The organism is Serinibacter arcticus (assembly GCF_003121705.1).
Taxonomy (GTDB): domain Bacteria; phylum Actinomycetota; class Actinomycetes; order Actinomycetales; family Beutenbergiaceae; genus Litorihabitans.
The window spans coordinates 1,080,404-1,095,666 of sequence record NZ_PYHR01000002.1 but is presented as its reverse complement, the minus strand read 5'-3'; the positions used below and the strand labels follow the sequence as shown (position 1 = coordinate 1,095,666).

At 72.7% G+C, this 15,263-nt stretch carries 8 protein-coding genes and 2 pseudogenes; 6 read left to right on the top strand and 4 right to left on the bottom strand.

The window, feature by feature from the left end; genetic code table 11:
• Positions 1-39: 39 nt before the first annotated feature.
• The 4 genes and pseudogenes from C8046_RS04990 to C8046_RS04975 all read right to left on the bottom strand — a co-directional run bounded on the left by C8046_RS04990 (position 40) and on the right by C8046_RS04975 (position 5,822).
• Positions 40-1,832 (bottom strand): annotated as a pseudogene (locus C8046_RS04990) (ABC transporter ATP-binding protein).
• Positions 1,829-3,625: an ABC transporter ATP-binding protein gene (locus C8046_RS04985; RefSeq protein ID WP_109230752.1), complete on the bottom strand. Its 1,797-nt coding sequence runs from the start codon at positions 3,623-3,625 to the stop codon at positions 1,829-1,831. The pseudogene C8046_RS04990 and the gene C8046_RS04985 overlap by 4 nt, the downstream one beginning before the upstream one ends.
• A gap of 335 nt (positions 3,626-3,960) precedes the next feature.
• On the bottom strand, positions 3,961-4,620 hold the full coding sequence (locus tag C8046_RS04980) for an HAD hydrolase-like protein (protein WP_109228502.1): 660 nt from the start codon (positions 4,618-4,620) through the stop codon (positions 3,961-3,963).
• Positions 4,617-5,822: a winged helix-turn-helix domain-containing protein gene (locus C8046_RS04975; RefSeq protein ID WP_109228501.1), complete on the bottom strand. Its 1,206-nt coding sequence runs from the start codon at positions 5,820-5,822 to the stop codon at positions 4,617-4,619. Before C8046_RS04975 ends, C8046_RS04980 begins: the two co-directional genes overlap by 4 nt.
• Positions 5,823-6,271: 449 nt before the next feature.
• Here C8046_RS04975 and ileS point away from each other — a divergent pair.
• From ileS to C8046_RS04950, 6 genes and pseudogenes are all read left to right on the top strand, one after another.
• Positions 6,272-9,575: pseudogene (ileS, locus tag C8046_RS04970) on the top strand (isoleucine--tRNA ligase).
• Entirely contained in the window at positions 9,572-11,014 is a 1,443-nt protein-coding gene (locus C8046_RS04965; protein WP_109228500.1) for a bifunctional folylpolyglutamate synthase/dihydrofolate synthase, read from the top strand. The pseudogene ileS and the gene C8046_RS04965 overlap by 4 nt, the downstream one beginning before the upstream one ends.
• 65 nt (positions 11,015-11,079) lie before the next feature.
• Positions 11,080-12,810: a cation:proton antiporter gene (locus tag C8046_RS04960; RefSeq protein ID WP_109228499.1), complete on the top strand. Its 1,731-nt coding sequence runs from the start codon at positions 11,080-11,082 to the stop codon at positions 12,808-12,810.
• A 57-nt stretch (positions 12,811-12,867) separates the two neighbouring features.
• The gene (locus C8046_RS19165; protein ID WP_235866119.1) at positions 12,868-13,083 is read left to right on the top strand and encodes a DeoR family transcriptional regulator; all 216 of its coding nucleotides are present in this window, start codon (positions 12,868-12,870) and stop codon (positions 13,081-13,083) included.
• Positions 13,080-13,688, top strand: coding sequence for a DeoR/GlpR family DNA-binding transcription regulator (locus C8046_RS04955; protein WP_235866118.1), 609 nt, complete (start codon positions 13,080-13,082; stop codon positions 13,686-13,688). The genes C8046_RS19165 and C8046_RS04955 overlap by 4 nt, the downstream gene beginning before the upstream one ends.
• Positions 13,689-13,911: 223 nt before the next feature.
• Positions 13,912-15,177 carry an ABC transporter substrate-binding protein gene (locus C8046_RS04950; RefSeq protein WP_235866116.1) on the top strand — a complete coding sequence of 422 codons (1,266 nt, stop codon included), beginning with the start codon at positions 13,912-13,914 and terminating at the stop codon, positions 15,175-15,177.
• Positions 15,178-15,263 lie beyond the last annotated feature (86 nt).

The following is a 15,263-nucleotide window of genomic DNA, read 5'->3' as shown; positions in this document are numbered from 1 at the left end:
GTCGCCCCTCCGTCGGGGCGGCGCCGGCGCGAGGGCCGATCAGCCCAGCGTCGCGCGCCAGCCCGCGTGCAGCGCCGCGAAGCGTCCGTCGCCGGCGGCGAGCTCGGCGGGTGACCCGTCCTCGACGATGCGCCCGGCCTCGACGACCAGGACGCGGTCGGCACCCATCACGGTCGAGAGCCGGTGGGCGATGACGATCGAGGTGCGGCCCGCGAGCAGCGTGTGCAGGCCCGCCTGGACGATGCGCTCGCCCGGCAGGTCCAGGGAGCTGGTCGCCTCGTCGAGCACGAGCACCGCCGGGTCAGCCAGGAACGCCCGGGCGAAGCTGACGAGCTGTCGCTGGCCGGCCGAGAGTCGGACCCCGCGGGTGTCGACCGGGGTGTCGTAGCCCTGCGGGAGCTGCTCGATCACGTGGTGGATCCCGACGGTCCGGGCCGCCTCCTCGACCTGCTGGCGGGAGGCGGCCGGGTTGCCGATCGCGATGTTCGCGGCCACGGAGCCGGAGAACAGGTAGGCCTCCTGCGTGACCATCACGACGGCGCGGCGCAGGTCCACGGGCGACAGCTCGCGCACGTCCACGCCGTCGAGACGCACCGAGCCCGCCCGCACGTCGTAGAACCGGGCCACGAGCTTGGCCACCGTGGACTTCCCGGCCCCGTCGTCCCGACGAGGGCGACGTTCTGGCCCGCGGGGATGGTCAGGTCCAGGTCGGGCAGCACCGAGACGCCGCGGCCGTAGCCGAACTCGACGCCGGTGAACCGCACCTCGCCCTGCGCCCGGGGCAGCGGTCGAGGTCGCTCCGGATCAGGCACGCTCGGCTCCTCCAGCAGCAGCGTGGCGAGCTTGTCGAGCGCCGCCACGGCCGACTGGAAGGAGTTGTAGAAGATCCCGATCTGGGCAAGCGGCGCGAAGAAGCGCTTGGCGTACAGGACCGCGGCCGCGAGCACCCCGACCTCGATGTCGCCGGCCAGCACGCGCAGTCCGCCGACGACCAGCACGGCGGCGACCGTCACGTTGCCGATGAGGATCAGCCCGGTGTCCAGCAGCCCGAAGAGCCGGATGGACTCGGCGGTGCTGCGGCGGTAGCCCTGCGCGACGACCTCGTAGCGCGCCGACTCGGTCCGCTCGCGGCGGAACGCCTGCAGGGCCCGCATCCCGGTCATGGCCTCGACGAACCGCACGATCACGCGGGCGGCGGCGTTGCGCTGCTTGGTGTACTGGCGCTGGGAGCGCAGCTGGAACCAGCGGATCAGGAGCCCGCCGGGCACGACCGCGGCCAGCAGCACCAGCCCGCTGCGCCAGTCCAGCACCACGAGGAACGAGGCGGTGAAGATCATCGACAGGCCGCTCGCGGCGAGGGTGGTGACCCCGCCGTCGAGCAGCTCGCGCAGCGCCTCGGTGTCGGAGGTCTGGCGCGAGATGATCCGGCCGGAGGTGTAGCCCTCGTGGAACTCGAGGTCGAGGCGCTGGGTGTGCCGGAACAGCCGTGTGCGCAGGTCGAGCAGCATGGTCTGGCTGACGCGGGCGGCCATCCGCACGGTCTCGGCGCTGAGCATGCCGCCCACCACCGCGAGCGCGACGTAGCCGAGCGTGGCGGCGAGCGCGGGCACGGGGGAGCCGTCGCGCAGCGCCGGGATCCCGGAGTCGATCCCGAACGAGACCAGCGCCGGCCCGGCGGCGAGCGAGAGCTGGGCGCCCGCCACCGTCAGCGCGAGCAGGATCGCCCGGCCACGGACTGGCCGCAGGAGGGAGCCGAGGAGCGCCAGCGAGGCGCGGACGCCGGCGGTGCGCTCGGCGTTGGCCTCGTCGGGACGGGACGCGGGGGCGCTCATCGGGTCACCTCCGGGGCGAGGTCGACCGCGACGTCGGGATCGCCGTCGTCCTCGGCCGTCTCCATGTCGCTGATCACGTGCCGGTAGTGCGCGCTGCTGCGCAGCAGGTCGGTGTGGCGGCCGACGGCGCTGATCCGGCCGTCCTGGAGCACGGCCACCTGGTCGGCCAGCGCCACGGTCGAGGGTCGGTGGGCGACCACCAGCGTCGTCGTCCCCGGCAGCAGCTCGCGCAGCGCCGTGGTGGCCGCCGTCTCCGTGGCGACGTCGACCGCCGACAGCGGATCGTCCAGCACGAGGACACGCGGTCGGGCGGCGATCGCCCGCGCCAGCGCGAGGCGCTGGCGCTGGCCGCCGGACAGGCTCATGCCCTCCTCGCCGATGACCGTGTCGACGCCGTCGGGCAGTTGGTCGACGAACTCGGCCTGCGCGGCCGCCAGGGCGCGGCGGAGGAGCTCGGACTGCGCCGCCTCCTCCTGCGTGGTCGCGGGTTCGTCGACGCCGAGGAGCACGTTCTCCCGCACGCTCGCGGAGAACAGCACCGGGTCCTCGAAGGCGGGGGAGACGATGCGGCGCAGGTCGCCGCGGCGCACCCGGCGCACGTCGACGCCGTCGATCGCCACGACGCCGTCGTCGACGTCGAGCAGGCGGGGCAGGACCTGGAGCAGCGTGGACTTGCCGGAACCGGTCAGCCCCACCAGCGCCGTCGTGCGGCCGGGGTCGAGGGTGAGGTCGACGCCGTCGAGCACCGCCCGTCCGCCCAGCAGGACGCGGACGCCGCGCAGCTCGACCGTGCTGCCCCGCGGGCCGGACTCCCCGAGGGTCGCCGGGCGCTCGGGGTCGTCGAGCGCGTTCGGCTGGTCGATCACCTCGAGGAAGCGGTCGGCGGCGGCGCGTGCGTCCAGGGTGGTCGCCAGGAGCTGGCCGAGGCCCTCGAGCGGGCGGTTGACGACGGCGGCCGTCGCCATGAAGCCGACGAGGGCGCCGACGCTCAGGTCGCCCTGCACCGTGAGCCAGAGGCCGACACCGAGCGAGATCGCGAGGGTGCCCTCCGGGATCGCGGTGACGGCGAGCGAGACCCGCGCCAGCGTCCGCGCTTTGTGGACCTCGGTGTCGCGCAGCTCGTCGGCCTGGCGGACGAAGTCGCCCAGGGCGTCCTCGCCGCGGCCGAACGCCTTCAGGACGCGGATGCCGTGCACCGACTCCTCGACGGTGCCGGCGAGGTCCCCGGTCTGGTCCCGCGCGCGCCGCGCGGCCTTGGCGTAGTCGGTGCGGAAGGTGAACCCGAGCCACACCATGGGGACGGCGCCGAGGAGGTAGATCAGTCCGAGCTGCCACGCCGTCGTCACCATGAGCACGACACCCACGACGATGGTCGCCGAGGAGACGACGAGCATCACCATCCCGAACGCGATCCAGCGGCGGATCGAGGAGAGGTCGCCCATCGCCCGCTGCAGGAGCTGTCCGCCGGACCACCGGTCGTGCACGGCGATCGGCAGGTCGAGCAGGTGGTCGAAGAGCGACGTGCGCATGTCGTGCTCGGCGGTGGTGGCCGGGGTGGCGATGAGAGCGCGCCGGGTCCACACGAGCAGCGCCTCGAGGCAGCCGAGGGCCAGCACGAGGGCGGCGGCCTGGAGCACGCCGGTGCGGGACTCCGAGGTGAGCAGCGGTCCGTTGACCACCTCGCGCAGGACCTGCGGGATCGCGAGCGCCAGGAGGCTGGCGCCCAGCGCGCCGAGGCCGCCGAGGATCAGGCGGGGGATCGCGGGTCGCGCCCACCGCACGAGCTGCAGCATCGTCGCTGCGGTGCTGCGCGGGGCGTCGGGGGCGGCGGGGGAGGGGCGGTCTCGGTCGGGCACCGAGCGGGTGGTATCCGGAGGCATCGAATCGATTCTCCCCCCTCCTACCGACATCGGGGGGCGCGGGATCGGCCCGACCGAGGGATGGGCGCCGGACGCCCGCTGTCCGCGGCCGGCCCTCGCTCTCTGCGGACGGAATGGTCGCACGCCGTCGGAGCGCAGCATCGCCGCAGGTCAGGGGGTTGTGGAGCGGGCGCCGCAGATGGACGTCCGCAGAGAGCGAGGCCGATCGCCGACCAGGACAGCCGGCCGGGCCGCCGGTCAGTGCCGGGTCAGCCGCCCAGTTGCGCGATCACGCGCGCGGCCAGGTCCTCGACACGGTCGACGATCCCGACGGCGCCGTCCAGCTCCTCCGGCTCCGCGTAACCCCAGCTCACCCCGAGACAGGCGATGCCGTGCTCCGCGGAGCCGGTGACGTCGTGGTGGCGGTCGCCGACCATGACGATCGCCTCCGCCGGGGGGACCCGGTCACCGAGCTCCTCGAGCGCGTGCGCGATGACCGTCGCCTTGGTCGAGGGGATGTGATCCAGCGGAGCGCCGTAGACGCCGTCGACCAGCGGGGTCAGACCGAACCGGTCGCAGATCGGACGCGCGTAGACCTCGGGCTTGGACGTGGCGACGGCGAGCGTCGCGCCGTGCTCGCGCAGGAGCCGGAGCTGCTCCGGGATGCCGTCGAAGACGTGGTTGTCCCACATGCCGCCGGCCTCGAAGGCGCTGCGGTAGTGGCGGACGGCCTCCTCCAGCAGGTCCTCCTCGACGCCGTGGGCGCGGAGCGAGTCGGGCAGCGGCGGTCCGACGAACGAGCGCAGCGCCTGGGCGTCGGGCGCAGGGCGTCCGAGGGCGACGAACGCGGCGGCGGCGGAGGCCGTGATGCCGGCGGCGGAGTCGGTCAGGGTGCCGTCGAGGTCCAGCAGGACGAGGGGAGAAGTCACCCCACCATCGTCCCAGGAGTCCCGGCGACGGCCGCCGCGAGCTCCGGCGCGAGGTCGCCGCGATCGACCACCGCGACGGACTCCGCCCCCTGCCACCGCGCCGTCGTGCGCAGGAGGTCGACGAGCCGGTCGAGGTCGACGACGGCGCCCTCCTCGCGCCAGGCCGACTGGACGCGCAGCACCCCGGCCTGCCGGTCGTGCTTGAGGTCGAGCCGACCCACCAGCGCCTCGTCCTGCAGCAGCGGTAGCGTGTAGTAGCCGAACTGCCGCTTCGGCGCGGGCGTGTAGATCTCGATCCGGTAGTGGAAGCCGAACATCCGCAGCGCGCGCTCGCGCTCCCAGACCACGGGGTCGAACGGCGACAGCAGTGCCATCCCCTCGACCCGGCGCGGCCGACGCGCCTCCGGGTCGAGGTAGGCGGGCCGGTTCCAGCCCGCAACCTCGACGGCGACGGCGGAACCCGCCTCGACGAGGTCGGCCAGCGCCTGCTTCGTCTCGGCCTGCGACAGCCGGAAGTAGTCCGCGACGTCGCGCACCGTGCCGATGCCGTGGGCGCGGAGCGAGGTCCGGACCAGCTCGCGGATCGCGTCGGGACGCGAGACCTCCTGGGCGAGCAGGTCGGCGGGGACGCGGCGCTCGACGAGGTCGTAGGACCGCTGGAAGTTCGTCCGGCCGGCGGCCACCACCTCGCCCCGCAGCAGCAGCACCTCCAGTCCGGTCTTCACGTCGGACCAGCCCCACCACGGGCCGGTGCGCGCGTTGGCGTCGTGCTCGACGTCGGCGGCCGTCAGCGGGCCCTTCCCGGCGAGCTCGGCGCGCAGGAAGTCGAGCATCTGCGGGTGCTGGGACGACCAGCTGTCCGGTCTCAGCCCGTTCTCGCGGTACTCCTGCTGACGCCAGCGCCACAGCGGCCAGTCGGTGACCGGCACGAGCGAGGCCTGGTGCGCCCAGTACTCCACGAACGGCGAGCGCGCGGTGAAGGTGAGTCGGTCCAGCAGCGCCTTCTCGTAGGGCCCCAGCCGGGAGTAGAGCGGCAGGTAGTGGCTGCGCTCGAACACGTTGACCGAGTCGAGCTGGAGCACGGCCAGGCGCTCGACGGCGCTGCGCAGCTGCCGCGTGCCGACGGCGGAGGGGCGCGGTCGCCCGAACCCCTGCGCCGCGAGCGCGATGCGCCGCGCCAGCGCGGCCGAGACAACGTCCATGCGGGGCACGCTACCCACGGCCACCGACATCGTCGCGCTCCCGTCAGGAAGTACCCCCTGGCGCGACCGAGACAACCCCCGGGTACGTCGGGAAGTACCCCCTCGAACGACGGAGATCACCCCCGGGTACGTCGGGAAGTACCCCCTCGGGAGGGGTGGAGGCGCGGCGCGGCGCGGCGCTCCACGTCGCCTTCGACCCGCGGGCCGGCGCTAGAGTGGAGCCACAGGCGTCGACCCGGCCATCACCGGCGAGCCTCCGGAAGAACAGGGCCCGCCCGCGGGTCTCCAGTAGAACCGGACGGGCAGGCCCGTCACAGCCGTCAACGAGTGGTCCGACCCGCAGCGCCCCGGCGCTGCAGGCAGGACAAGCGAGGTGGTACCGCGGTCGACCGGCTCCCGCCGGCAGGTCGCCCTCGTGCGCCGCAGCACCCGTACCACCGGAGCCTTCGTTGACCAGCAGCCACTACCCCCGCCACCGCGACGACGCCGCGCCAGTCGCCTCCCCGTCGATCCCGGCGATCGAGGCCGAGGTCCTGGAGCAGTGGAAGGCGGGCGACACCTTCCGCCGCAGCGTCGAGGCCCGCCCCGCCGGCCAGGACGGCAGCAACGAGTTCGTCTTCTACGACGGACCGCCGTTCGCCAACGGCCTGCCGCACTACGGCCACCTGCTCACGGGCTACGTCAAGGACGTCGTGCCGCGCTACATGACGATGCGGGGCAAGCGGGTCGAGCGTCGCTTCGGCTGGGACACCCACGGGCTGCCCGCCGAGCTCGAGGCCGAGCGCATCCTCGGCATCACCGACAAGTCCCAGATCGAGCAGATGGGCATCGAGGCGTTCAACGCCGCGTGCCGCGAGTCCGTGCTGCGCTACACGGGGAGTGGGAGACCTACGTCACCCGCCAGGCGCGCTGGGTCGACTTCGACCACGACTACAAGACCCTCGACCCCGGCTACATGGAGTCGGTCATCTGGGCCTTCAAGGAGCTGCACACCAAGGGCCTGGCCTACGAGGGCTTCCGCGTGCTTCCCTACTGCTGGCACGACCAGACGCCGCTGTCCAACCACGAGCTGCGGATGGACGACGACGTCTACCAGATGCGCCAGGACCCGGCCCTGACGGTCGGTCTGCAGCTGACGACGGGCGACTACGCCCTCATCTGGACGACCACGCCGTGGACCCTTCCGTCCCACCAGGCGATCGCCGTCAATCCGGAGGTCGACTACGTCGCCGTCGCGCCCGCCGAGGGCTCCCCGCTCGCGACCGCCCACCCCGGCGCCCGCGTCATCCTCGCCGCCGGCCGGCTGGCCTCCTACGTCCGCGAGCTGGGCGAGGAGCCGGAGGTGCTCGAGACGATGCGCGGCTCCGACCTCGTCGGCGCCCGCTACTTCCCGCCGTTCCCGTTCTTCACGAGCCCCGACGGCGGCGCCCCGGCCGACAACGCCGCGAGCTACCAGATCATCGCCGGCGACTTCGTCACGGTCGACGACGGCACCGGCCTCGTCCACATGGCCCCCGCGTTCGGTGAGGACGACATGGTGGCGTGCGACGCCGTCGGGATCACCCCGGTGGTGACGGTCGACGACGGCGGTCGCTTCAACGCGCTCGTCGCCCCCTACGCGGGCACCCAGGTGTTCGAGGCCAACGCCGCGATCATCGCGGACCTCAAGAACGCGACCGGCCCGCTGGCCGACGTGCCGGCCGAGCGCCGCCCGATCCTCGTGCGGCACGAGACCTACGACCACTCCTACCCGCACTGCTGGCGGTGCCGGAACCCGCTGATCTACAAGGCGGTGTCGAGCTGGTTCGTGCGCGTCACGCAGATCCGCGACCGCATGGTCGAGCTCAACCAGGACATCACCTGGACCCCCGAGCACATCAAGGACGGCCAGTTCGGCAAGTGGCTGGCCGGCGCTCGCGACTGGTCGATCAGCCGCAACCGGTATTGGGGCACGCCGATCCCGGTCTGGACCTCCGACGACGAGGCGTACCCGCGCGTGGACGTCTACGGATCGTTCGAGGAGCTGGCGCGCGACTTCGGCGACGTCCCGCGCAACGAGGCCGGCGAGCCCGACCTGCACCGGCCGTGGATCGACCGCCTCACGCGTCCGAACCCCGACGACCCCACGGGTCGCTCCACCATGCGCCGGATCCCCGACGTCCTGGACGTCTGGTTCGACTCGGGCTCGATGCCGTTCGCCCAGGTGCACTACCCGTTCGAGAACACCGAGTGGTTCGAGCATCACTACCCGGGCGACTTCATCGTGGAGTACATCGGTCAGACGCGCGGCTGGTTCTACCTCCTGCACGTGCTGGCGACGGCGCTGTTCGACCGCCCGGCGTTCCGCACGGCCGTCAGCCACGGCATCGTGCTGGGCTCCGACGGCCGCAAGATGAGCAAGAGCCTGCGCAACTACCCGGACGTCAACGAGGTCTTCGATCGTGACGGCTCCGACGCGATGCGCTGGTTCCTGATGGCCTCGCCGATCCTGCGCGGCGGCAACCTCGTAGTCACCGAGGAGGGCATCCGGGCCGAGGTCCGCGGTGTGCTGCTGCCGCTGTGGAACGCCTGGTACTTCTTCTCGCTGTACGCCAACACGGTCAACGACGGCGCGGGCTACCTCGCGCAGCGCGTCGCACCCGAGCGCGTGGCCGACCTGCCGGAGATGGACCGCTACCTCCTCGCCCGCACGCACGACCTCGCGGTCGCGGTCACCGAGGCGGCGGACGCCTACGACGTCGCGGGCGCGTGTGCGCTCATCCGCGACCACATCGACCTGCTGACCAACTGGTACGTCCGCACGCAGCGGGAGCGGTTCTGGGCCGAGGACACCGACGCCTACGACACGCTGTGGACCGGTCTCGAGGCGCTGACGCGCATCATGGCGCCGTTCGCGCCGCTGCTGACGGAGGAGATCTGGCGCGGGCTCACGGGCGAGGAGTCGGTGCACCTGACCGACTGGCCCGTGCGCGACGGCGACGTCGAGCCCTCCCTGGTCGCCGACCCCGAGCTGGTGGCGGCGATGGACGGCGTGCGCGCCGTCGTCTCCGCCGCGCACGCGCTGCGCAAGGCGAACAAGGTCCGCGTGCGGCAGCCGCTGCGCTCGCTCGCCGTCGTCACCGACGGGCCCGACCGGCTGGCGCCGTTCAGCTCGCTGGTGGCCGCCGAGCTCAACCTCAAGGAGGTCCTTCTCGAGGACCTGGCCTCCGACGCGGCGGCGCGCTACGGCGTCGTGACGAAGCTGACGGTCAACGCCCGCGCGGCCGGACCGCGCCTGGGCAAGGGCGTGCAGCAGGTCATCAAGGCCGCCCGCGAGGGCGACTGGAGCGAGGTCGACGGCGTCGTGACGGCCGGGGCACCGCCCTGGTCGAGGGCGAGTACGAGCTCTCGACCGTCGCGGCCGGCGACGGCGAGGGCGAGGTGGCGGTCGCCGTCCTGCCCGGGGGCGGTTTCGTCGTGCTCGACCTCGCGCTCGACGCCGAGCTGCGCGCCGAGGGTTGGGCCCGCGACGTCATCCGCGCCGTCCAGGACGCCCGCAAGGCGGCCGACCTCCACGTGGCCGACCGGATCGAGCTGCGGCTCGGCGTGCCGGAGCACCACCTGACGGCGGCCCGCACGCACCTCGACCTCATCGGCCGCGAGACGCTCGCGGTCGCCGTCGAGCTGGACGAGGTCGCCGAGGCCGACGTGTCCGGCGGGGCGCCAGCGCTCGTCAGTCTCACGAAGGCCACCACCGAAGGAACGCAGGCATGAGCCGAGAAGGAGCCGACGCCCGTCGCGGCGGGCACGACGCCGCACTCGAGGCGCAGGCGCGCGAGATCTACCACGAGATCCTGCGCCGCACCCCGGAGCACGACTTCGACCCGACGATCGAGCGGGTGCGCCGCGTGGTGGACATCCTGGGCTCGCCCCAGCAGTCCTTCCGCGCGATCCACCTCACGGGGACCAACGGCAAGACCTCGACCGCGCGCATGATCGACGCGCTGCTGCGCGAGCTCGGCCTGCGGGTGGGACGGTTCACCTCGCCCCACCTGAGCTCGGTGCGCGAGCGGATCGCGATCGACGGCGAGCCGATCTCCGCCGAGGCGTGGGTGCGCACGTGGGAGGACATCGCGCCGTACATCGCGATGGTCGACGGCGAGCTGGTCAGCTCCGGGAAGTACGGCGCCGGGGGCGAGCTGTCCTTCTTCGAGGTGCTCACCGCGATGGCGTTCGCCGCGTTCGCGGACGCGCCGGTCGACGTCGCCGTCCTCGAGGTCGGCATGGGCGGGGAGTGGGACTCGACGAACGTGGTCGACGCCGAGGTCGCCGTGATCTCGCCGGTCGCGATGGACCACGAGCGCTGGCTCGGCCATGCCCTGGCCGAGATCGCGGGCGTGAAGTCCGGCATCGTCAAGCACGGCGCCACCGTCGTCTCGGCGGCCCAGGAGGACGAGGTCGCCGTCGTCATCGCCGAGCGCGCCGCGACGGTGGGCGCCCGCCTGGTGGTCGAGGTGACGCCCGTCGAGGACGAGGACGGGACCGTGGTCGCCCCGGGCGGCGCCGGCCTGGAGGTCCTCAGCCGCACGGTCGCCGTCGGCGGGCAGGTCGTCTCGCTGCGCGGCATCGGCGGGATCTACGAGGAGATCTTCGTGCCGCTGCACGGCGCGCACCAGGCGCACAACGCCCTGCTCGCCGTCGCCGCCGTCGAGGCGTTCCTCGGCGGGGTGGCGCTGCCGGGCGACGTCGTCGAGGCCGCCTTCGCCGGCGTCACCTCGCCGGGTCGCCTCGAGCTGGTCCGCAACTCCCCGACGATCCTCGTCGACGCCGCCCACAACCCGGCCGGGGCGCGTGCCACGGTCGAGGCGCTGACGGAGGCGTTCGCGTTCGACCGGCTCGTCGGCGTCTTCGGCGTCATGGGGGACAAGGACGTCGAGGGCATCCTCGTCGAGCTCGAGGGGGCGCTGGCGGAGATCGTCGTCACGCACTCCTCCTCGCTGCGCTCGATGGAGCTCGACGACCTGGCCGACCTCGCGCGCGACGTCTTCGGGGAGGATCGCGTCCACGTCGTCGAACGGCTCGACGAGGCGCTCGCGCTCGCCGTCGACCTCGCGGAGAACGACGCCGACGGCGTGGGCGTGGGCTCAGGCGTCATCGCCCTCGGGTCCGTGGTGCTGGCCGCGGAGGTGCGGACGCTGCTCGGGCGCTCCTGACGCGCGGGTCCCGCCGGCGCCGGGCAGCCCCTGCCCGGCGCGGCGGACTCCCGTAATCTGCCGACGTGGAGACCATCGCGCTGCTGCTCGTCGTCGGGGTGCTGCTCGTCATCGGGGCGTCGTGGCTGGCGCCGCGGCTCAGCGTGGCGGCGCCGATCGTGCTGGTCGTCGTCGGGATCGGCTGCTCGTACCTGCCGGGCGTGCCCGAGGTCGAGATCGAGCCGGAGCTGATCCTCGCGATCGTGCTGCCGCCGATCCTGTACTCGGCCGCGGTCAACGTCCCCGTCACCGACTTCCGGCGCAACCTGCGCGCGATCTCCGGGCTGTCCGTGCTGCTCGTGCTCCTGTCGACCGTCGTGGTCGGCTTCGTGCTGCACCTGCTGCTGCCGACCCTGCCGCTGGCGGCCGCGTTCGCGCTCGGCGCCGTCGTGAGTCCGCCCGACGCAGTCGCGGCGACCTCGATCGGGAAGCGGCTCGGCCTCCCGCCGCGCCTGGTGACGATGCTCGAGGGCGAGGGCCTCGTCAACGACGCGACGGCGCTCGTGCTGCTGCGCTCCGCGATCGCCGCCATCGGCGGCGGCGTGAGCTTCGGCGGGATCGCGGGCGACTTCGCGTTCGCCGTGGTCGTCGCCATCGCGATCGGGCTCGGCGTCGGGCTCGCGACCGTCTGGGTCCGCGCCCGGCTCGGCCAGCCGACGCTGACGACGGCGATCTCGTTCGTCGTGCCGTTCCTCGCGTTCTTCCCCGCGGAGGCCGTCGGGGCCTCCGGCGTCCTGTCCGTGGTCGCGGCCGGCCTGGTGACGGGCTACAAGAGCGCGAGGCACCTGAGCGCCCAGGACCGGATCAGCGAGCGCCTGAACTGGCGCACGATCCAGCTCATCCTCGAGAACGGCGTCTTCCTCGTCATGGGCTTCCAGCTCGCCGCCCTGGTCGACGACGTCGAGCACGAGCACCTCAGCGTGCTGGCCGCCGTCGGGATCGGGGCGCTGGTGACGCTCGTGCTGCTCGCCGTGCGGGTGGTGTTCGTGGTGCCGCTGATCGCCTCGTTGCGCCGGGAGGAGCGGGGCGTCGTCGACCGCGAGCGCGAGCTCGAGGAGCGCGCGACCGCCATGCGCGACCGGCTGGAGGCAGCCAAGGACCACCCGCGCTACAGCAGCAGGCGGGCGGAGGGCTTCGAGCGCCGGGTGGAGATGCTCGGCGCGGACCTGAGGTTCGTGCGCGACGAGGGGCTCGGCTGGCGCGGCGGTGCGGTGCTGGCGTGGTCGGGGATGCGCGGCGTCGTCACGCTGGCCGCGGCGCAGACCCTCCCGCACGACGTCCCGCTCCGCCCGCAGCTCGTGCTCATCGCGTTCACCGTCGCGCTGCTGACCCTCGTCGGCTACGGCACCACCCTCCCGCTCCTCATCCGCCGGCTCGGGGTGCGTGGCCCGGACGCCGACGCGACGACGGCGGAGCTGACCGAGCTGATGGCCACGATCGTCCAGGCCGGGGCCGACCGGCTCGCGAGTCCGGAGCTCGTGCGGGCGGACGGCTCCGCGTTCGAGCCGAGGATCCTGGCGGACCTCGCCGCCAACCGGCGCCGACTGTCGGACCAGCTCGCCGCCAACATGGCGGCGCAGGCGGTCGAGCAGGTCACGCCCAGCCAGGAGGCCTACCGCATCATGCTCGAGGCCGAGCAGGCCGCGCTGCTGGACGCCCGCGCGAGCGGGAGCTACTCCTCGCACGTCCTGGAGCGCGCCCAGACGGTGCTCGACGCCGATCTGGCGCGGGCCGCCGGCGGTGGCTCCCTCGCGTAGGGCACCACGCCCGCGAGGGTCGTGCGACTTTTTGCGGGGTCGTGCTTAGATCTGCCTATGAACACGCAGGGAGCGCCCTCAGACACCGGCAACGGCGCCCGCCGCCTCCCGGCGGGACGGAAGGCGGAGCTCGCCGCCTACGTCTCGGAGGTGGGGGAGGTGACCGTGGCCCAGCTGGCCGAACGGTTCGAGGTCTCCTCGGACACGATCCGCCGCGATCTGGACCGGCTCGACCTCGACGGCGTCGTGATCCGCACCCACGGGGGGCGGTGAGCCCCTCGGGCTTCGCCAAGCCCGACTCGGCGCTCGACCTCCGGCTGCGGCTGCAGTCGCAGGCGAAGGAGGCGATCGGCGCGCTCGCGGCGACGCTGGTCAGCGACAACACGGCGATCCTCATCAACAGCGGCACGACGGCGCTCGCCCTCGTCCGCAACCTGCGCAACCACCGCGAGCTCACGATCGCGACCAACAACCTCAGGCTCCCGGCCGAGATCCACCCCGAGGTGTGCCGTGATCTCTACCTGTTCGGCGGAACGGTGCGCTTCGTCTCGCAGGCGACGGTCGGCCCGGTGAGCTTCCGGCAGCCGGAGGGCGAGCTCGACGTGCGGTGCGACCTCGCCCTCATCGGGGTCGGAGCGCTCGCCGTGGACCAGGGCCTGTCGACCAGCAACCTCGCGGAGGCCTCGATGATGGGCTCGATGATCCGGCGCGCCGAGCGGGTCGCGATCCTCGCCGACTCCTCGAAGTTCGACCGCCGGCTGTTCGCCCGGATCGCCGACCTGGGCGTCGCCGACTACCTGGTGACGGAGAAGGCGCCCACCGGCGAGCTGGCCCGGGCGCTGGCCGACGGCGGCGTGCAGGTGCTGACGCCCTCCTAGCGACCGACCCGAGCAGCAGCCCCGTCCGGAGATCGCTCCGGGCGGGGCCGTCGTCGTTCCCGGCCCGTTCCACGACGGCAGGTGCACAACTCCGCAAAAGTCGGCATTGCAAAACAGCAACTTCCCGCACTAGAGTTGCAGATGCGCGCAGAGAAGCGCGCGAATCGGCATCTCAAGGAGGAGAGTCATGCGCGTTGGATCTCGGAAGCGGTTGCTTCTGCCCGTGGCAGGTCTGGCGGCGTTCTCGCTCGTCGCCGCGTGCGGCGGAGGGTCGGGCGATGCGGGTGGCGACACCGGCAGCTCGGACGCCGGAGGGGACGGCGAGCAGGTCACGCTCGAGTTCCAGCAGTGGTGGGAGCCGGAGCTGCCCGACGGCGAGTTCCGCGCCCTCATCGACCGGTTCGAGGAGGAGAACCCCGACATCACCGTCGAGCTCCTCTCCGGCCCCTACGCCTCGACCAAGGAGCAGGTCGTCGCCGGCGCCGCCGCCGGGACGATGCCCGACGTCGTCGGCCTCGACGGCGCCTGGGTCTACGACTTCGCCCAGCAGGGCGCGATCACCGACCTCACGGCGCTCATGGAGGAGGTCGGCTACGACGACGGCGAGCTCGCCAGCCAGATCCAGGTCGACGGCTCGACCTACATGATCCCGGTCGTGAACTTCGTGTACCCCCTCTTCACGAACGACGCGCTGCTGGCCGACGCCGGCGTGAGCGAGGTGCCCACCAACCGCACCGAGTTCGCCGAGGCCGCGAAGAAGATCACCGACAACGGCGCCCCCGGCTGGATCTACCCGCTCTCGCTCGAGCAGCCCAGCGGGATCCAGAACAACGTCATGTCGTGGGTGTGGTCCTCCGGCGGCTCGATGCTCGCCGACGGGCAGCCCGACCTCACCAACGACGACGTCGCCTTGGGCATGGAGTTCCTCCAGGGCCTGTGGGACGACGGCTCCACCGCGCCGGGCGCCTTCACGATGAAGGAGCAGGACATGGTGGAGGAGTTCACCAACGGCCGCGTCGGCATGATGATCGACTCCCTCGCCCACGTGAACCTCATCCGCGAGAGCAACCCCGAGCTCGAGTTCACGATCTCCGCGATCCCGTCCGAGGACGGCTACGAGGGCGAGCGGGGCATCCCCTACGCGTCCTGGGGCATCGGTGTCGCCGAGAACTCCGAGAACAAGGAGGCGGCGTTCAAGCTCGTGGAGTTCCTCATGAGCCAGGAGACCAACGCCGAGCTCTCCACGATGGCGAACGCGTTCCCGGGCAACAGCACCTCCACCCCGGACTTCACCGACTCCGACCCGATCTTCGAGGAGGCCTTCGCGATCTACCAGGAGGGCTACCCGGCGAACGAGTTCACGGGGCTCCCGGTGGCCGAGGAGCTGATGCGGATGTTCTCCACCGAGTACCAGAAGGCGCTCAACGGCGACCAGTCCATGCAGGAGGCGCTGGAGAACGCCCAGACCGAGTGGGAGTCGGAGTTCTAGTCCTCGATCTCTGACACCACGACATCCTCTGCGACGCCGGGGTCCGACCGCACCGGTCGGCCCCCGGCCGGGGAAGGGGGGAGGGA